14 protein-coding genes, 10 tRNA genes and 1 rRNA gene are annotated in these 19,342 nt (G+C 39.0%); 4 read left to right on the top strand and 21 right to left on the bottom strand.

What is annotated here, in order from left to right:
• Nucleotides 1-64: 64 nt before the first annotated feature.
• The gene (locus AC1FXP_RS21870; RefSeq protein WP_480064046.1) at nt 65-1,390 is read right to left on the bottom strand and encodes an extracellular solute-binding protein; all 1,326 of its coding nucleotides are present in this window, start codon (nt 1,388-1,390) and stop codon (nt 65-67) included.
• 243 nt (nt 1,391-1,633) lie between these two features.
• On the opposite strand from AC1FXP_RS21870, the gene AC1FXP_RS21865 reads away from it, so the two are divergent.
• On the top strand, nt 1,634-2,821 hold the full coding sequence (locus AC1FXP_RS21865; RefSeq protein WP_480064056.1) for an ROK family transcriptional regulator: 1,188 nt from the start codon (nt 1,634-1,636) through the stop codon (nt 2,819-2,821).
• A 102-nt stretch (nt 2,822-2,923) separates the two neighbouring features.
• Nucleotides 2,924-4,531 (top strand): glycoside hydrolase family 43 protein, encoded by a 1,608-nt coding sequence (locus tag AC1FXP_RS21860; protein WP_480064045.1) that lies wholly within the window; start codon nt 2,924-2,926, stop codon nt 4,529-4,531.
• 247 nt (nt 4,532-4,778) lie between these two features.
• Here the strand turns inward: AC1FXP_RS21860 and AC1FXP_RS21855 are convergent, their stop codons facing one another.
• The 9 genes from AC1FXP_RS21855 to sigW all read right to left on the bottom strand — a co-directional run bounded on the left by AC1FXP_RS21855 (nt 4,779) and on the right by sigW (nt 17,236).
• Entirely contained in the window at nt 4,779-5,828 is a 1,050-nt protein-coding gene (locus AC1FXP_RS21855) for an aldose epimerase family protein (RefSeq protein WP_480064044.1), read from the bottom strand.
• 33 nt (nt 5,829-5,861) lie between these two features.
• Complete coding sequence (gene tkt, locus AC1FXP_RS21850) at nt 5,862-7,868, bottom strand: transketolase (protein WP_480064043.1); 2,007 nt, start codon at nt 7,866-7,868, stop codon at nt 5,862-5,864.
• Between the two features lie 93 nt (nt 7,869-7,961).
• Complete coding sequence (gene xylA, locus AC1FXP_RS21845; RefSeq protein WP_480064042.1) at nt 7,962-9,284, bottom strand: xylose isomerase; 1,323 nt, start codon at nt 9,282-9,284, stop codon at nt 7,962-7,964.
• A gap of 976 nt (nt 9,285-10,260) precedes the next feature.
• Nucleotides 10,261-12,063 (bottom strand): glutamine--fructose-6-phosphate transaminase (isomerizing), encoded by a 1,803-nt coding sequence (gene glmS, locus AC1FXP_RS21840; RefSeq protein WP_480064041.1) that lies wholly within the window; start codon nt 12,061-12,063, stop codon nt 10,261-10,263.
• Nucleotides 12,064-12,468: 405 nt separating this feature from the next.
• The gene (gene glmM / locus AC1FXP_RS21835) at nt 12,469-13,815 is read right to left on the bottom strand and encodes a phosphoglucosamine mutase (RefSeq protein WP_480064040.1); all 1,347 of its coding nucleotides are present in this window, start codon (nt 13,813-13,815) and stop codon (nt 12,469-12,471) included.
• 28 nt (nt 13,816-13,843) lie between these two features.
• Complete coding sequence (locus tag AC1FXP_RS21830; protein ID WP_480064039.1) at nt 13,844-15,082, bottom strand: CdaR family protein; 1,239 nt, start codon at nt 15,080-15,082, stop codon at nt 13,844-13,846.
• Complete coding sequence (cdaA, locus tag AC1FXP_RS21825; RefSeq protein ID WP_480064038.1) at nt 15,075-15,899, bottom strand: diadenylate cyclase CdaA; 825 nt, start codon at nt 15,897-15,899, stop codon at nt 15,075-15,077. The genes AC1FXP_RS21830 and cdaA overlap by 8 nt, the downstream gene beginning before the upstream one ends.
• 120 nt (nt 15,900-16,019) lie before the next feature.
• Entirely contained in the window at nt 16,020-16,658 is a 639-nt protein-coding gene (locus tag AC1FXP_RS21820; protein WP_480064037.1) for an anti-sigma factor, read from the bottom strand.
• Between the two features lie 14 nt (nt 16,659-16,672).
• On the bottom strand, nt 16,673-17,236 hold the full coding sequence (sigW, locus tag AC1FXP_RS21815) for an RNA polymerase sigma factor SigW (RefSeq protein ID WP_480064036.1): 564 nt from the start codon (nt 17,234-17,236) through the stop codon (nt 16,673-16,675).
• Nucleotides 17,237-17,460: 224 nt separating this feature from the next.
• Between sigW and AC1FXP_RS21810 the strand changes: the two genes are divergently transcribed.
• Nucleotides 17,461-17,637 carry a Spo0E family sporulation regulatory protein-aspartic acid phosphatase gene (locus AC1FXP_RS21810; protein WP_480064035.1) on the top strand — a complete coding sequence of 59 codons (177 nt, stop codon included), beginning with the start codon at nt 17,461-17,463 and terminating at the stop codon, nt 17,635-17,637.
• Between the two features lie 53 nt (nt 17,638-17,690).
• Here the strand turns inward: AC1FXP_RS21810 and AC1FXP_RS21805 are convergent.
• The 8 genes from AC1FXP_RS21805 to AC1FXP_RS21770 form a co-directional block, all read right to left on the bottom strand.
• Nucleotides 17,691-17,766, bottom strand: a tRNA-Ala gene (locus AC1FXP_RS21805).
• An 8-nt stretch (nt 17,767-17,774) separates the two neighbouring features.
• Nucleotides 17,775-17,849: transfer RNA gene (locus tag AC1FXP_RS21800), tRNA-Gly, on the bottom strand.
• Between the two features lie 13 nt (nt 17,850-17,862).
• A tRNA-Lys gene (locus AC1FXP_RS21795) sits at nt 17,863-17,938 on the bottom strand.
• A gap of 58 nt (nt 17,939-17,996) precedes the next feature.
• Nucleotides 17,997-18,071: transfer RNA gene (locus AC1FXP_RS21790), tRNA-Gln, on the bottom strand.
• A gap of 4 nt (nt 18,072-18,075) precedes the next feature.
• Nucleotides 18,076-18,160 (bottom strand) — tRNA-Tyr (locus tag AC1FXP_RS21785).
• 18 nt (nt 18,161-18,178) lie between these two features.
• Nucleotides 18,179-18,251, bottom strand: a tRNA-Thr gene (locus AC1FXP_RS21780).
• A gap of 3 nt (nt 18,252-18,254) precedes the next feature.
• A tRNA-Val gene (locus AC1FXP_RS21775) sits at nt 18,255-18,330 on the bottom strand.
• 82 nt (nt 18,331-18,412) lie between these two features.
• Nucleotides 18,413-18,487 (bottom strand) — tRNA-Glu (locus tag AC1FXP_RS21770).
• A gap of 152 nt (nt 18,488-18,639) precedes the next feature.
• On the opposite strand from AC1FXP_RS21770, the gene AC1FXP_RS21765 reads away from it, so the two are divergent.
• Nucleotides 18,640-18,822 carry a hypothetical protein gene (locus AC1FXP_RS21765; protein ID WP_250098837.1) on the top strand — a complete coding sequence of 61 codons (183 nt, stop codon included), beginning with the start codon at nt 18,640-18,642 and terminating at the stop codon, nt 18,820-18,822.
• Nucleotides 18,823-19,061: 239 nt separating this feature from the next.
• Here AC1FXP_RS21765 and AC1FXP_RS21760 read toward each other — a convergent pair.
• From AC1FXP_RS21760 to rrf, 3 genes are all read right to left on the bottom strand, one after another.
• Nucleotides 19,062-19,137, bottom strand: a tRNA-Thr gene (locus AC1FXP_RS21760).
• 7 nt (nt 19,138-19,144) lie between these two features.
• Nucleotides 19,145-19,219 (bottom strand) — tRNA-Asn (locus tag AC1FXP_RS21755).
• Nucleotides 19,220-19,226: 7 nt separating this feature from the next.
• A 5S ribosomal RNA gene (rrf, locus tag AC1FXP_RS21750) occupies nt 19,227-19,342 on the bottom strand.

The raw sequence follows: 19,342 nt of genomic DNA, 5'->3' as shown, positions 1-19,342 counted from the left end.
TTTTCGCTTATCACTGGATGCAAAACATATTGTTTTATATTCTTTTAATGATTATTCTAACTTATTATTCAGCAAGTGCCGCTTCTTGTTGTGCAGCAAATTCCTCAGGAGTGATTTGTCCACCAAATAGAGCTTGGATTAAATCTAAGTGAGTTTGAGCTGCTGAAGCAGTCATTTGTACGTCTGCATATAGCGTTAAGCCTGTTGCTTGGTTAAGATCTTCAAGTACATCTACGTACATATCAGGAAGATCTAAGCTTTCACCGTCAACGATTGTTGCAGGAAGAACACCAGCCTCAGATACTGCTTTTGAACCCCATTGCTCTACGAAATAGGCTGCAAATTGTTTTGCTTCTTCTTTCACATCAGAGTTTTCAGCTACGAATAGTCCAACCCCAGGACCACCTACAAAGCTATTGTGGTCACCTTGGCCATCTACAGTAGGGAACTTGAAGAATCCAACATTATCTCTGAACTCTTGTGGAACATCTTCATTTGTAGTGAAGTTTGGTAAATCCCAAGTTGCAATCATATACATTGCTGATTGCTCGTTCATGAACATGCTCTTCGCTTCTTCATCAGCCATACCGTTGAATCCGTTTACAAATGCATTGCTGTCAACCATTTCTTGAACTTTTGCAGCAGCATCAACAAATGCTTGATCTTCAAAAGATGCTTCTCTTGTAATAGCGTTTGTTAGTAAGTCAGAACCACCAATTCTATCAGCAAAGTACATATACCACATTGAACCAGTCCAGCTATCTCTGTTTCCTAATGCGATTGGCTGTACATTGTTTTCAGTTAAAGTAGATACTACTTGTTGTAACTCTTCGTATGTTTCTGGCGCTTCTAAACCATGCTCTTCAAAGATTTCTTTGTTATAGTAAACATATACTGTATTTAACTCTAAAGGTAACCCGTAAGAATGACCATCTTTTTCATAAGCTTCAACAGTTCCCGCTACGAATTGGTCTCTTAATCCATCTTCTAATACATCATCTAATGGAGCAAACTTGTTTCCTGAAACAAATGGATCTAAGTATCCAGCTGCCCATGTCATCCCAACATCAGGAAGTTTATTTGCTGCTGATAGTACTGTGATTTGATCTTTGTATTGTTCGTTACTTAAAACTTGAAGATCAATTGTAATATTTTCATTTTCAGCTTCAAAATCTGCAATGATTTCGTTTACAATTCGATGGTGCTCTGCAGAACTACCTTGTGGCCATAAGTGCATAAAATCAACTGTTGCAGTATCTCCTGCAGGTGCAGCTCCTTGCTCATTCTCTCCAGCTTGATCGCCATCAGTGTCACCGCCACCGCAACCTGTAGCAATCATTGCCCCTGCTAATAAAGCAGCCAAAGATGTAATCGCTTTCTTCTTGAACATGTTAAAACCCCCTTATTTGTTTAACGAGTTAGCTCTTTACTAACTTTGAATTTATAATAACATGCAAAACATTGTTTGTCTAGTGAATGAACTAAGTGTATAATAAATTTATAGACGATACACCAAGCCAAAGGAAACGTTTGCACCAACCGCTTTCCATCGCTTCTCTTTTCCAACAACCCTATTGGTTAATCTCTTAATATATGGTACTTTTAAAAAAAAAGAAAAGAAAGCGTGAACAAAATGAAAATGAATCAAACATTTAATCAGCATGTGGTTAAGAAACGGAATAAGTCCTTGCTTCTTCATTGTATTAAGGAAACTTTTCCTGTATCCAGAGCCGAACTCGCTAATAATACGGGGTTAAACAAAGGTACCGTTTCTTCCCTTGTAAATGAGTTAATTGATGAACAATTAATTCTTGAATCTGGTCCTGGTTTATCAAGTGGCGGCAGACGACCTGTTATGCTACTATTCAACCAAACAGCAGGTTATACAATTGGTGTTGATATCGGCGTTAACTATGTTCTTGCAATTCTTACAGATTTACAAGGAAATATTAGCAATGAAAAACTCGTCGAAACACTAAATTTTTCTTTTGAAGAAACGACAGAAAGAATTTTTACCTTAATTGATGAATTAATCGTCACAATGCCAGAAAGCCCTTATGGCGTTGTTGGAATCGGGATCGGCGTACCAGCTGCTGTCAATACGGAAGAAGAAATCATTCTTGCACCAAACTTAAAATGGAAAAACAAAAATTTAAAAAAGGTCATCGAAGAGAAGTACAAAATTCCAGTTAAGATAAAGAATGAAGCAAATGCAGGTGCTTATGGAGAGAAGAAATTTGGTGTTGGTAAAGAGTTTGATAATATCGTCTATATTAGTGGAGGAATCGGTATTGGGGTAGGTCTTATTCTTAACGGGAAGCTTTATAAGGGAAACAACGGCTTCTCCGGAGAGCTCGGACATATGACTATTAATATGAATGGTCCTATATGTAATTGTGGCAACAAAGGATGCTGGGAGTTATATGCCTCTGAGAAAGCTCTTATTGAAATGGTGAGGCAATATAAGATCCCAATGAAGAGTGAACAGGAGCTATCTCTTGAGTTCATTACGAAGCTGGCAAGAAACGGTGACCCGAAGATAATTGAGCTGATAGGGAAACTGGCTGAGCATTTAGCAATTGGGATTAACAACATCATTAATACGTTTAACCCAGAACAAGTTATTATTGGGAACCGCTTAGTAAGTTTACAAAGCTGGCTAGATGAACCGTTAAGAGAAAATATGAAAAAGAATGCGTTAACTACTCATCTGAAGGACTTACAAATTCACTTTTCAAGATTGGAGAGTAGATCTGCCGCTCTAGGTGTTGCTGCTTTTTCTGTTGAGAACTTCCTTACGATGAATTTAGAAGAAGCTTAATAGTTACGTCTCAAAGTTTCATTGATACTGTAGGAAAATGTTCGTTTATCGGAAAACATTATTTGAATTTCTTAAAAATATTACTGTAGAGGTGGATGTAAAATGAACAAAATTCAAAACCCTATATTAACAGGTTTTAATCCTGATCCAAGCATTTGTCGTGCAGGAGAAGATTACTACATTGCTGTATCTACATTTGAATGGTTTCCCGGTGTTGGTATCTACCATTCAAAAGACTTAAAAAACTGGCGTCTTGTTTCTAGACCACTTAACCGTTTAAGCCAATTGAACATGATCGGCAATCCTGATTCTGGTGGTATTTGGGCACCTGCTCTTTCATATAACGATGGTAAGTTCTGGTTAATTTACACCGATGTAAAGGTAACAGAAGGCCAGTGGAAAGACAGTCATAATTACCTCGTTACTTGTGACACAATTGATGGCGAATGGTCTGAGCCTATTTATATGAACAGCTCAGGTTTTGATCCTTCTTTATTTCATCATGAAGATGGGAAAAAATATTTCGTCAACATGGTTTGGGACCATCGCGCATCTCACCATAATTTCTACGGTATTGTTCTTCAAGAATATAGCGTAGAAGAACAAAAGCTAGTAGGTAAAAAGGAGATTATTTTTAAAGGAACGGATGTTAAATTAACAGAAGCACCACATTTATATAAAATTGGTGATTATTATTATTTATTAACAGCTGAAGGTGGTACAAAATATGATCACCAAGCTACGATTGCTCGTTCAAAAAACTTATGGGGTCCATATGAAGTTCACCCAGAAAATCCTATAATTTCATCTTTTGCACATCCAAGAAATCCATTACAAAAAGCAGGACATGCATCCATTGTTCAGACACACACTGATGAGTGGTTCCTTGTTCATTTAACAGGAAGACCTCTTCCAAGAGAGGGGCAACCAATTCTAGATCCTCGTGGCTTCTGTCCTCTTGGTAGAGAAACAGCGATCCAACGTCTCGAGTGGAAAAATGATTGGCCTTACGTAGTTGGAGGAAATCAACCTTCTCTTGAAATTGATGGTCCTTCTATTGAAGAAGTAAAATGGGATGCAGATTATCCAGAGAAGGATGACTTTGATAGTGAGGAACTAAACCTTAACTTTCAAACACTGCGTATCCCTCTAGGAGAAAATACGCTTTCTCTAAAAGATAAGCCTGGTCATTTACGTTTATACGGAAAAGAGTCACTGTCTTCAAAATTCACTCAAGCTTATGTAGCTAGACGCTGGCAGCATTTTAACTTTACAGCGGAAACAAAGGTAGCATTTGATCCTGATACGTTCCAACAAGCTGCAGGACTTGTAAACTATTACAACACTCAAAACTGGACAGCTCTACAAATAACTTGGAATGAAGAACAAGGCAAAATTCTTGATATTATGACAAGTGACAATTTTACGTTTGATCAGCCACTAAAAGGCCGCGAAATTTCCATTCCGGCAGACGTAGAATACGTTTACTTACGCGTTGATGTTACAACAAATACGTATCGTTATTCTTATTCATTTGATGGAGGCAATTGGACTGAGATTGAGATCGACTTTGCTTCATACAAGCTATCAGATGATCACATTCAAGGCGGAGGATTCTTTACTGGTGCTTTCGTTGGAATGCAATGCCAAGATACATCTGGTCAAAACCGTCCTGCTGACTTTGATTATTTCATCTATAAAGAAAAATAAAATAATGCGCAAACCACATGTGTACTGTTTGGGTCACATGTGGTTTCTTTATGTTCTAAGAACTACTTACTTTTTTTCATAAGACTGTTTTCGCATCCTTTGTTGTTTTTATGGGTAATGTGTTCGTTCCATTGCGCTCCAGTTCACTATGAGAAAAACCTTTCTTCACAGCAACAATCTCTACGAAAAAAAGAACCACTTCTTTTAAAGAAAGTGGTTCTTTCAAGTTATATTTAGTATTTATTTCTTATTGCATCACAGAGAAGCGATACTTTGTTGACGTTCTATATTCCTCATCCTTATCCAATACAATAGATGGAAAAGTCGGGTGATGAATGGCATCGGGTTGATGCTGAGTCTCAAGACATACTCCAAGATATTTTCTTGCTGTAACGCCTCTAACCTCAAAATCATCAGCCATCATATTAGAAGTATATAAAACAACAGAAGGTTCATCCGTTTCTATGATCAGCTTTCTGCCAGCTTGGTGATCAATTAAGCAGATTTCTTCTTCGCGATTCGTACTCAATACAAGTGGATGGTCATATCCTCCACCAACTAGTTTATTCTGTTGATGATCAGATTGAACCCCATCTTTTAATTCCCTTCCATCTCGAAAATCAAAAGCCGTCCCATCAACTGCCTCCAACTCTCCTGTAGGAAGCAGGGAATCACTTAACTTTAGAAAATGATCACTCTTTAGCGTTAATTCGTGTTCAAGAATATCCCTTTTTAAATCACCACTTAAATTAAAATATGAGTGATTGGTTAAATTTATGAGCGTTTTTTTGTCCGTTTTTGCGTGATAAAAAATATCGAGCTCATTTTTATTGTTTATAGTATAGGTAATGCTAACCGTTACGTTACCTGGATAGCCTGCTGTTCCATCAGAACTTTTATGTGTAAAGATAACCTTAAGTTCATCTGCTCCTTTTTCAACTTTTGCATCCCAAATCACTTTATCAAATCCATGATCTCCACCATGAAGGTGATTGACACCTTCATTATTTGGAAGATCATACGTTATACCGTCTAACTCAAATTGCGAGTTAGCTATTCTACCAGCAACACGACCAACGACGCAACCAAAGAAAGGAGAATGATTAATGTATTCCTCGATTGAATCAAAACCTAATACGACATTTTCTACCTTGCCATTTTGATCTGGAACAAGAACCTTTGTTATGGTGCAACCATAATTAATACAACTAAGTTCCATTCCGCTGCTATTTATCAAAGTAAAGATCTTCACTTCCTGACCATTTACTTCTCCAAAAATCCCTTCACGAATTTCCACTATCATCACCTTCTACGAATAAGCTACATTATTTTATTTAGTAAGAGCTTCTTTCATATTTGAGACAACATTCTCAACTGTAAAACCATACTCTTTTAAGATTTTACTAGCTGGCGCTGAAGCACCAAATTGGTCTATTGCGATCACTTTACCATTGTCACCAACATATTTATGCCATCCAAGCGATGAACCCATTTCTATTCCGACACGAGCTTTAATGTGAGGTGGTAATACACTGTTCTTATATTCTTCTGATTGTTGTTCAAAACGGTCCCAACTAGGCATGCTTACAACGGAAACAAAAATGCCTTCAGCCTCTAATTGTTTCTGTGCTTCAACTGCTAATTGTACTTCAGAACCAGTTGCAAGTAATACACCAGCTTGTTCTCCTCCTGCTTCTGATACAACATAAGCTCCTTTTGCTACGCCTTCATACGCAACATCTAAAGACTTGGAATTCGTCATAAGATCTTGACGGCTTAAAACAAGCATTGTTGGCTTGTCTTTTGACTCAAGTGCTACTTTCCAAGCTGCTACTGTCTCATTTCCATCAGCAGGGCGAATCACGCTTACATCCGGCATTGCACGGAATGAAGCTAGTTGCTCTACCGGCTCATGTGTTGGACCATCTTCCCCAACAGCCACACTATCATGAGTAAAGACGTACGTTACAGGCAGCTTCATTAGTGCTGACAATCGAACGGCTGGGCGTAAATAGTCTGAAAAGACGAAGAATGTCGCACCAAAAGGTTTCACTCCTCCATGTAAAGCCATTCCATTTACCATAGCTGCCATTCCAAATTCGCGGACTCCAAACCAAACGTTTCTTCCACCATAATTCGATCGACTGAAATTCTCTTCTCCTTTTAACATCGTTTTGTTTGAAGAAGCTAAGTCGGCAGAACCACCAAAAATAGAAGGTACGTTCTTCGCAAAGGCATTTAACGCTTCACCACCAGATGAACGCGTTGCAACTTTATCCACTCCTGCTTCAAAAGAAGGCAGATCTGAATCAAAATTAACAGGCAATTCTCCATTCATAGCTTGTTTAAATTGCTCTCCTAATTCAGGAAACTTTTGTTGATAGTCCGCAACAATCTGATTCCATTCTTCTTCTTGTTTCGCACCTTTTTCTCTTACTTGTTCAAACAAACTCTTCACTTCACTCGGAACGTGAAAATCATCATATGTCCATTTATAATTTTCTTTTGTTAATTTAATTTCATCCGCGCCTAATGGGGCACCATGAGATGCTGATTTTCCACTTTTATTTGGAGACCCATAACCAATTGTTGTTTTCACTTCAATTAATGTTGGTCTTTCATCTTGTTGAGCTAATTTAATCGCTTTTTCTATTTCATCAAGATCATTTCCATCTTCAATACGAAGGTAGTGCCATCCATATGCTTTAAAGCGTTCTTCAACACTTTCTGAGAATGAAAGATGTAGATCTCCATCTAGTGAAATATCATTAGAATCATATAACACAATTAGTCTACCAAGACTTAAATGCCCAGCTAGTGAAGCTGCCTCTGCGGAAACACCTTCCATCAAGTCCCCGTCTCCACAAATGCTGTATGTATAATGGTCTACAACATTGTAATTGTCACGATTGTATTTTGCCGCTAAATGTCTTTCAGTCATCGCCATTCCAACAGCCATTGCGAATCCTTGACCAAGTGGCCCTGTTGTTGCATCAACCCCAGCGGTATGACCAAACTCAGGGTGACCTGGTGTATTGCTTCCCCACTGACGGAAATTTTTCAAATCATCCATTGTAACATCGTACCCTGTTAAGTGAAGAATACTGTATAGCAACATGGATCCATGGCCTGCAGATAAAACAAAACGGTCACGGTTAAACCAGTTTGGATTGGCTGGGTTATGCTTCATTTGCTCACCATATAAAGAAAATGCCATTGGTGCTGCACCCATAGGAAGGCCTGGATGACCGGAATTTGCTTTCTCGATGCTATCAATGGAAAGTGTACGAATTGTATTTACAGCTAATTGTTTAGTTGTTTCTACTTTTGTTAACATGGACTCACTCCTATAAAAAAATGATTTATTTTTATTTCAAAAAAAATGTACTGAAAACCGCTAAGCAATCAGTACATTTTTCTTTTTATAGAACTATTTTGCGAACGTTTCAAGAAGATATTTATTTAGAATACCTTTTAATTGTTCTTGTCTTCCAGAAGCATTTTTGATTTCAGTAAGTTCTAGAGCATACTTCTCTAACTTGTGGAAGTCTGTTTTTCCTTCAACAATGTCAAGACCAATACCAGTAGTATAGCTACTATAACGATCTGCCACGAAATCATCTAACACTTTATCTTCAATTAAGCGTTGAGCTACTTTTGTTCCGATTGCAAATGCGTCCATACCAGCAATGTGTGCGTGGAATAGATCATCTGTGTCAAACGATCCACGTCTTACTTTCGCATCAAAGTTCAAGCCACCTGTTCCAAGACCGTCATTTTTCAAGATTTCATACATCGCTAATGTTGTTGAATAAAGATCTGTTGGGAATTCATCTGTATCCCAACCAAGAAGTGTATCACCTTGGTTCGCATCGACAGAACCTAACATGCCGTTAATACGTGCTGTGCGTAGCTCATGTTCGAATGTGTGACCAGCAAGAGTAGCATGGTTCGCTTCGATGTTAAACTTGAATGTATTTTGCAAGTCATATTTTTGTAGGAATGCTAGACCTGTTGCTACATCAAAATCATACTGATGCTTCGTTGGCTCTTGTGGCTTCGGCTCAATTAAGAACTGAGCGTCAAATCCAATTTCCTGCGCATAATCCTTCGCCATATGGAAGAAACGCGCAAGGTTATCAAGCTCTAAACCCATATCCGTATTTAAAAGCGTATCATATCCTTCACGACCGCCCCAGAATACATAGTTTTCAGAACCTAAACGTTTCCCAACTTCTAGACCTTTCTTTACTTTAGCAGCCGCATACGCGAACACATCCGCATTTGGTGACGTTGCTGCACCATGTAACCAGCGTGAATGTGTAAACATATTCGCTGTATTCCATAATAATTTTACTTTGCTTGTTTTTAAATACTCTTCAATCATATCAACAATTTCATCTAAATTCTTGAATGTTTCACTTAAAGAATCAGATTCAGGAGCGATATCGAAATCATGGAAGCAGAAATAAGGAACACCTAGTTTTTCAAAAAACTCGAATGATGCCTCAACGCGAGCCTTAGCTAGATCCATTCCCGTCAGGTGATTGTAAGGGCGTACTGCTGTACCTCCTCCAAATGGATCGTTCCCTTCTCCAGTGAATGTGTGCCAATATGATACAGCAAAGCGAAGAAACTCTTCCATAGTCTTACCATTGATTTGCTCTTGAGGATTATAATATTTATACGCAAATGGATTTTTAGAACCAGTACCTTCAAATTTAATTTGATTCACATTGTTAAAATAGCTCATGTTTTCATCCCCCAATTTAATAATTATTAGAAATCGCTTTCAATAATTGAATTATATCACCACTCACTTAGTTTGTCTATTGGATATACTAAGTTTTATAAAAAATATTCTGCTTTTCTCATTATTGTTTAGGTAGCATTCGTCCACTGACTAAGATTATTAAATATGCTCTTTGTTACCGTTAACTCCCTAATTACATTTCCTTACATTTTTTATTAACTGATTGAGTATCCTAATCTTTGTTGAGAAATTAAAATTGAAAGGAATTTAAAAATGAGGCATATCATCCTATCTTCATTCCTTATATGGTTAAACTACAGACAGCAAACTTGGAGAATTCTTCCACGGTTTTTGAAAGCACTAGTCTATATTGCATTCATAAACTCTTCTTATTACTACTTCTTCAAAAAGCATATCTTATGGGAATTACAATCAAATAACTTGAATTTAAAACAGTTGCGAGTTATTCATATCTTTTTCATTACGCCGTTACTATTCTTACTATGTATGGCAAACTTTCCTCAAAACAACATAAGTTTACAAATTCAACATATCATCAAATGGTCGGTCAAATGTGCATTAGTTGAGTATATAGGTGAAAAGTCGAAAATGATTTATTTTAAAAATGGTTGGAATATCTTTTGGTCATGGAGCATCTATATTTTTCTCTTTTCGTTCGGCTATTTATATACGACCAAGCCCCTTTTTGTTTGGAAAATAACTGTACCAACTTTACTTTTTTTCTTGCTGAAATTTAAAGCACCTTTTAGAAAAAACCAGTTACTCGGTCCGTTACTATTAATTACGAAAAGAAAACGAAGACCTCATTGGGTAAACGAAATTAGAAGACATGTCATCAACATCAATAGCAGATATTTATTTCGTTATTAAAAGCAAAAACCCCTTTAAGGCTTAAGAACCTTAAGGGGCTTTAGTAAAGAAGGAAACAAATACCTTCTAACCTTCTTACCTTCTCTTACTCAACCGTTACACTTTTAGCCAGGTTACGAGGCTTATCAACATCACAATCACGGTGTAATGCAGCATAGTAAGAGACTAACTGTAATGGAATAACTGTTGCTAGCGATGTTAAATGTTCATGTACCTTTGGAATAACAAACGCATCTCCATCATGCTCTAGGCCTTCCATACTAATAATACAAGGATTGGCTCCACGAGCTGCAACTTCCTTAACGTTTCCACGAATACTTAGGTTAACGTGTTCTTGTGTTGCAATTGCAATAACTGGAGTACCGTCTTCAATTAGAGCAATCGTCCCGTGCTTTAGCTCTCCACCAGCAAATCCTTCTGCTTGAATATAAGAGATTTCTTTTAACTTGAGAGCACCTTCTAAGCAAACAAAGTAGTCAGCTGCACGACCAATGAAGAAACAATTTCTTGTTACAGAAAGGTAGTCACGAGCAATTTGCTCTAGACTTTCTTTCTGATCACAAAGAGTTTCCATTGCACTTGCAACAATTCCAAGCTCTTGAATAGGATCAAAATCAAGTTCAATGCCTTTTGCATTTGCCGTATCCACAGCAAGTAACGTAAGAACAGCCATTTGTGCTGTATATGCTTTCGTTGAAGCAACTGCAATTTCAGGACCCGCATACGTGTGTAACGTAAAGTCCGCTTCACGAGAAAGTGTTGAACCGGGTACATTTGTAATGGTTAATGCTTTGTACCCTTTTTCTTTCACATCAACTAATACACCACGAAGGTCGGCTGTTTCACCACTTTGTGATATAAAAATAAAGAGTGGGTTTTCTGATAGGAGCGGAATATTATACAAAAATTCACTTGCAATATGAACTTCTACTGGACGCTGAGCTATTTTTTCGATCAGCTGTTTTCCAACAAGACCAGCATGGTAGCTAGTTCCTGCAGCAATAATATAAATACGATCAGAAGATTTCATTGCATTGCGAATGTCTTCATCCAAACGAACGGTTCCATCCTCATTTTGATACTTTTGGATGATATTACGGATAACAAAAGGTTGTTCATCAATTTCTTTTAGCATGAAATGAGGGTACGTGCCTTTTTCGATGTCGCTTGCATCTAGTTCTGCTTTATAAGGAGAACGTGACATAACTGTACCATCAAGTGTTTTGATCGTAATGTCATCACGTGATACGAGTACAATTTCTTTATCCATTATTTCTAAAAATTGATTTGTTACTTGTAGCATCGCCATTGCATCAGAAGCAATGACGTTCACACCATTGCCAACACCTATAAGAAGCGGACTCTTATTCTTTCCAACATAGACTAAGTCAGAGTTCTGTTTGTCTAGAAGCGCAATCGCATAAGAACCTTTTAATAAAGATAATGTATGACTAAATGCTGCTTCAACCGTTTGACCTTCTTTCACAAAACGATCAACAAGTTGAACAATAATCTCTGTATCCGTATCACTTTGTAAGTCTATGCTTTCTAGATAGTCATTCTTTAACTGTTCATAGTTTTCAATAACCCCGTTATGAACAAGTGTAAAACGTGCTGTTTCACTTTGATGCGGGTGAGCATTCGTACGACTTGGTACTCCATGCGTAGCCCAACGTGTATGACCAATTCCTACCGTTCCATCAACTTTTTCATCAACAACATTTCGCAGTGCTGCAATTCGACCTTTTTCTTTAAATACGTGAACTCCATCATCGTTAGCAACCGCGATACCTGCTGAGTCATATCCACGATATTCTAACTTTTCTAATCCACGTAGTAAAATTTCTTTCGCATCTTCTGATCCAATATATCCAACGATTCCGCACATAAATAATTACCTCCCGAAGTTGGGGGCAAGAAGCTTGAGGGCAAACTTACCCCCACTCTTATCATTTTTTAGAAGGCATGCTTACTTCCGGCTTTGTGCAAAGAGTTGCCTCTTTGTTTTACTCAGAAGTCTAACGGTTGTCATGCTTACAACCGGAGGGCATCCGCCGAACATTCGATACTCCCTCTCCTCGTCAACTATATCCACTATAGTCCAGGCGCTTTTATATATATTCTTTTTCGATCCTCCTTTCCATTATTGACTTGCTTTATCATACCTTACCCATCTTAAATCGTCAATGAGAAGTAAATATTTAACAAACTTTTTCAAAGAGTGAGTTATAACTCTATATAAAAAAGTATGCATAAGCAGCCTGTTTTGTGCCACTTATGCATATACACCCTTTTATTCGTCTAGACCCATTTCCGCTTTAACAACCTCTACAATTTGATCAACATATCGATCACAAAGCTCTTTAGTCTTCGCTTCAATCATTACACGGACAAGCGGCTCTGTTCCAGAAGGCCGAACAAGAACTCGACCTTCCTCTGCCATCTGAGCCTCGACCTCTTCAATCACTGCACTAACCTTTGCGTTATCAGTGACTGCATACTTGTCTGTAACACGAACATTCACTAATTTTTGTGGGAAAGTTTCCATTTGTGAAGCGAGCTTTGACAATGGCATATTTGTCGCCTTCATAATGTTAACGAGCTGTAGCGCTGATAACAATCCATCACCAGTTGTAATGTGATCTAAGAAAATAATATGACCGGATTGTTCACCGCCAATATTATACCCACCTTTTCTCATCTCCTCCATCACATAGCGATCTCCGACAGATGTTTGTTTAGCTTCAATTCCTAACTCTTCTAATCCTTTATAGAAACCGAGGTTACTCATTACTGTTGATACAACAGTATTGTGCTTTAACCAACCTTGTTCCTTCATGTACTTCGCACAAATATACATGATTTTGTCACCATCAACGACTTCACCATTCTCATCGACAGCAATTAATCGATCTGCATCTCCGTCAAAGGCAAGGCCAATTTGTGCACCCTTTTCAAGCACAAAGGCTGAAAGCGCATCTGGGTGAGTTGACCCACAATGTTCATTAATATTAACACCATTTGGGGATGTTCCCATTGTTGAAATGTCTGCCTCTAAATCAGCAAATAGATGCGGAGCTAATGATGATGCTGCTCCATGTGCACAGTCCAAAGCGATATGAATGCCTGAAAAATCTTCTTGAACTGTTTGTTTTAAGTACTGAAGATACTTCTGTCCACCTTCAAAATAGTCAGTTATTATCCCAAGAGCCCCTCCTGTTGGTCTAGGAAGTTCATCTTCACTATCCAAAAGACGCTCAATTTCAGCTTCTTGATTATCTAATAATTTAAATCCATCAGGACCAAAAAACTTAATTCCATTATCGGGAACTGGGTTATGAGAAGCTGAAATCATTACACCTGCGTTTGCACTTAATGCTTTTGTTAAAAACGCGACACCAGGGGTGGAAATGACTCCAATTCGCATCACTTCTGCTCCAATTGATAGTAGTCCTGCAACAAGTGCACTTTCCAGCATTTCTCCTGAGATACGTGTATCTCTACCAATCACAACACGAGGTTTTTCCGTGTCCTTTGTTAACACGTAGCCACCCATTCTTCCTAATTTAAATGCTAGTTCTGGGGTAAGTTCCGTATTAGCAACCCCACGAACACCATCAGTACCAAAATAATTTCCCATTATTTATTCTCTCCTTCAAAACAAGTCATCACTCAATACGCGATATAACCTCAATTGGAATTGTCGTTTCAGCAGAATCAAACCGAATATTTGGAGGTCCGTTAATTTGCACCTCTACCTCGTGTTCCCCGGTCGACAAATCACTAACATCGACAAATGCCTGTATATCAGTTTCTGTTAATCTTGCTAGCAGTTGTTCCGCACCTCTTGCTGTAATCACTAACTCTCTCGTTTCATCTCCATTAAACGTAATATCTTCCCCATCACGACCACCAATAATTTCAACCGGTATGTCCGTAAATTCCTGCTCTTCCTCTGTGCTAATTGATACGGATACACTCACTGTTTCTGGTGTAACACGCTCCACCCCTGGTGGAATAGGTACTTCCATTTCTATCGTTTGACTTTCTGTTAATTGACTAAGGTCTAACGTCCCTACTTCAACGACGTTCATGCGATCAATCACATCCCTTGGACCATAGACCGTCAATTCTTCAGGCTCAATCCTGATTTCATTTATACTAACTCCCTCTGGTAACTCTCCTGTTCGAGTTACCTTTCCCGGAACCGTACGATTCGGACTCGTAATTGGAACTTGCACATCAACAACCTGCGGATCAACCGACAACGTCAACTCATTCCCATCTTCATCAAAAAGCCTTACAGGTGTTGCCTCTTCAATTGCTCTATCAGCTCCGGCAACGTCCACATACGCTTTTACTTCATGAACTTCCGCTACTAAACTTCTCGCTGCTGTCACATCAACATTTAATGGAGAGACAATAGGTGTTCCAACCGTATAACCTTCCTCTACTTCACTAGAATTAATAATATCCACTTGGACTGGGAAAGAAACGGTTTGCTTTTCTTCAAGTTCCACTCTCACGTATTGAGGTACAATCGAAACACTTAAATCACTTGGAAAGTTACGATGCTGTACACTTAACGTATGAACGCCTTCTCCTCGTTCTCTAACATCGACAAACACTTCATAGGAAGGCCTTGTCAACTGAAACAAAGTAAGAGAGCTCTGAGGCCCTTTTAAATTCACTTGAACATGTTCTGTTTTATCCGTTATCGCATAATTCTCCTCATCATAGTAAACCGATAACTCTACATCCTCTAGTGTATATGAAGCTGGAGAGATGGATGGTAATACTCCAGGCTGAGAAGCCATATTATCAATGTTCACCATTGTAAACAACATCAAGGCAATAAAGAAAGAGATGATCTTAACAAACCAATGGCTATTGAATAACTTATCCATTTTTCTTCCCTCCCCACTGCCAACGTGAAGTGGTTGCTTGCTTACTTTCAAATAACAGCTCTCTTTCTAACAAAGAACGAAGCTTTTCCTCATCTAGTTCTCTATGTAGTTCGCCGTTTTTCGTTAAAGAGATACTTCCCGTCTCCTCTGATACAACTATAGTAATGGAATCTGTTACCTCACTTACCCCTAAAGCAGCCCGATGTCTAGTTCCCAATTCCTTAGAGATAAATGGATTTTCAGATAAGGGCAAGTAACAAGCTGCCGCTAATATTGTATTTCCTTTTAAGATGACTGCTCCATCATGCAATGGTGTATTCGGAATAAACGTATTAATTAACAACTCGGATGTTAAATGTGCGTTCATCTGAATACCTGTTTCTACATAATCTGTCATCCCTGTTTCACGTTCTAAAGACATTAACGCACCAATCCTACGTTTTCCCATGTAGGAAGAAGCTTTCACAATGGCATCAATTGATTTTTTCGCAGAATCATCTTGAGGCATAGTTCTGCTCGAGAAAAAACGCCCTCTTCCTAACTGCTCTAGCGCCCTTCTAAGTTCAGGTTGAAAAATAATAATAATGGCTAGCAAACCATATGTAAATGTTTGATTCATAAGAAATTCTAGCGTCCGCAGACCTAAAAACCGGCTTAAAAACCAAACCGCTAGAATAACTGTAATTCCTTTAACTAACTGAACAGCCCTCGTACCACGAATAATCATGATCGCTTTATAGACGACATAGGTAACGAGCAATATATCGATAATTTGCCCAACATAATTGAGCAAACGAAACTCTTCTAAAGAAAACATGGCTCTTCCTCCAAACCATTAACATACATCGAAAGAGGAACCTAAGCAAGGCCCTCTTTCCCTTGTCCCATTATATCACAGTCTACGTTCAAAGTTTAATTCTACAATATAAGAGAGCCCTTATTTATCGGAGCCCTCATTATTTGTAAAGGAAACCACTTCTTTAAAAAAGTTTTTCACATGATACCACACCCAATCCAATGCTTGATTGAGCTCTTGAATTTCTCCAGACACATGCCCAACCGATGCATAGTATGATTCACTATTAACAAGTAATACATTACCTTGAACTTCCCCATCAACTTGGAGCAGGCCATTCCTTACTATTAAATCACCTTCGATTACTTCACCCTCAGGTACGATGACTTTTCCACTTTCTTGATCAATTTGAACTTTACCTGATCCTGTCACAGCTACCTGCTCATTGCCGGTATTCCAAAGAGATGAGACACTTGCTAACATGAGTAAAAAGAATACGGCCACCGCTACAAGCAACGGGTGTTTTCGTGTCCATTGTTTCCACTTCGACGCTTGTTTCCGTTCTGGCAACCTTGCCATAACATCTTCTGTAAAACTAGGAGGCGCTTCAATGTGAGATGCGCTTTGTACAAAAGCGATGACTTTTTTTAACTCTTTAAGGTGTTGTCTACAAGAAGCACAGGAAGTTAAATGCTGGTCAAGTTGCTTTCTTTCTTCGTCAGTTGCTTCTGAATCGACGACTTTTTGAATTAATTCTTCATATTTTTGTTCACACTTCATGCTAACATCCCTCCCTATACATGGCGCATTCTCTTCCTTAGAGCTTCTCTGCCTCTATGGACTCTCGTTTTAACAGTTGATTGCGGGATATCAAGAATGTCACTAATTTCACTAATTGATAGATCTTCCATATATTTAAGAATGATCGCTGTACGATACTTAGGGGGGAGTTGATTAATTTCATGTTGAACCCACTCTTGCATCTCTATCGTAACGACCTGATCATCAGGCCTTTCTTCGTCTGCTGCCAATTGAGATTCAAAAGTTAATCCTTCAGACCCCTTCACTTCATCCTGAAGGTAAAAATCCGGCTTCTTCTTACGTAAACGGTCAATTGCTACATTCGTTGCAATGCGAAATAACCATGTAGAAAATTTTCTATTTACATCAAATCGATCGATGTTCGTATAGGCACGTAAAAAAGCTTCCTGTGCCACATCCTGTGCTTCATGGACATTCCCTACCATACGATAGGCAACTTGGTACACTTTATCCTTATAGAGATCTACAATTTCCGCAAACGCCTGTTGATCACCTTTCCTCACTTCCCGGATTAACCTTTTCACAATTGTCTCCATCAAACTACCCCTACCTACATTCATTCTGACATAACATACGTTTTACATACCTCTAAAGTTTCAAATCTAAAGAAATTCAACTTAAAAGTGCTAAAAAATCAGTTCTACAGCCATCATAACACGATCCTATGTTTACTCTTCAAAAAAATGGGTATTGAAAAGAAGATACACTTTCTATCAAGTCGATTGAGGAACCAATTCCCGAAAAGGATGTGATGATTGATTTGACTAACAACAAACAATTACTTTCACAAGAAATTGAACAATATAGAACGCTATTAAATGAAAAAGCGAAAGACACCCCACTCATTTCAGAGGAAATAATCTATTTCAGCCATAAACTAGACGAACTCTTAAACAAATACCAATCACTAGCAAGTAAAACACCTAAAAAACAATAGTACAAAAAATAAAAAGCCATAGATATAATCTATGACTTTGTTTGAAGTATGTATGGTGGAGCCTAGCGGGATCGAACCGCTGACCTCCTGCGTGCAAGGCAGGCGCTCTCCCAGCTGAGCTAAGGCCCCATTTCCCCTGGAGCGGAAGACGGGATTCGAACCCGCGACCCCCACCTTGGCAAGGTGGTGTTCTACCACTGAACTACTTCCGCGAAATATAATAAATGGTGAGCCATGAAGGACTCGAACCTTCGACCCTCTGATTAAAAGTCAGATGCTCTACCAACTGAGCTAATGGCTCGTTACATTCAAATGGAGATCATTTAACTCTTTACTAGAGCAATCATCATAAAAGAAAATGGCTGGGCTAGCAGGATTCGAACCTACGCATGACGGAATCAAAATCCGTTGCCTTACCGCTTGGCGATAGCCCAGTAGTGGTGGAGGGGGACGGATTCGAACCGCCGAACCCGGAGGGAGCGGATTTACAGTCCGCCGCGTTTAGCCACTTCGCTACCCCTCCACTATTTAAATGAAACGATGCCGGCCAGAGGACTTGAACCCCCAACCTACTGATTACAAGTCAGTTGCTCTACCAATTGAGCTAGGCCGGCATATGGTGGAGGATGACGGGATCGAACCGCCGACCCCCTGCTTGTAAGGCAGGTGCTCTCCCAGCTGAGCTAATCCTCCGTTTTGGATATATGAGGTTAGATGTTGGTAGGCAGAAAAATTTCAAATCCAACTTCTTACTTCCAACCTCTGACTTCTAGAATGGTGACCCGTACGGGATTCGAACCCGTGTTACCGCCGTGAAAGGGCGGTGTCTTAACCGCTTGACCAACGGGCCAACAGAAGTATTTCTTACTGACAAAAAGTATTATATCGAAATATAAAGAAGATGACAAGACCCTTTTTAAAAAAAACAATATTTTTTTATTTCACTTGAAAATAAGAACATACATTCGATATAATGGAGAAAATGAGCTCGAGGTGATGAAATTGAATGATCACAAACCTTTGTACTCACGTGAAGAACTCCTAACACTATTAGACTACGTCCAACATAAAGCAAAAGAAGAAACGAAAATGCAAGTAGCAGAGTGTATGCTTGACTACGGAATTGACAGTAAATTAGTTGGGGCTATAACAGGTTTAACTGCAAAGCAATTGATCAAGAGATAATTTTACGTATTCATAGCTTTCAAACAAAATATTAGAAAAAACAAAACACATTTCTGAGGGCACATCAAGTCGACTTTCACCCTTTTAGTGCCCTTTATGATAGGCAGCACCACAACATTCAGTATAGAGCCAAACTTTAAGTGTTATATGAGGAAACATTTGAGATAAATGTACTATCACCCAAGTACAAAAAGCACCTCCCAGCAACTGCTGAAAGGCGCATTATATATGTATTCTTCTGGAGCTTCCAAGCGGACTTGAACCGCTGACCCCTACCTTACCATGGTAGTGCTCTACCGGCTGAGCTATGGAAGCATAAAAATGGCTCCACAGGTAGGACTCGAACCTACGACCGATCGGTTAACAGCCGATTGCTCTACCACTGAGCTACTGTGGAACGGTTTGCCTGGCAACGTCCTACTCTCACAGGGGGAAGCCCCCAACTACCATCGGCGCAAAAGAGCTTAACGACCGTGTTCGGCATGGGAACGGGTGTGACCTCTTCGCTATCGCCACCAGA

The organism is Halalkalibacter sp. HAAS-P013 (assembly GCF_056619925.1).
This window is presented reverse-complemented; position numbering and strand designations above follow the sequence as displayed.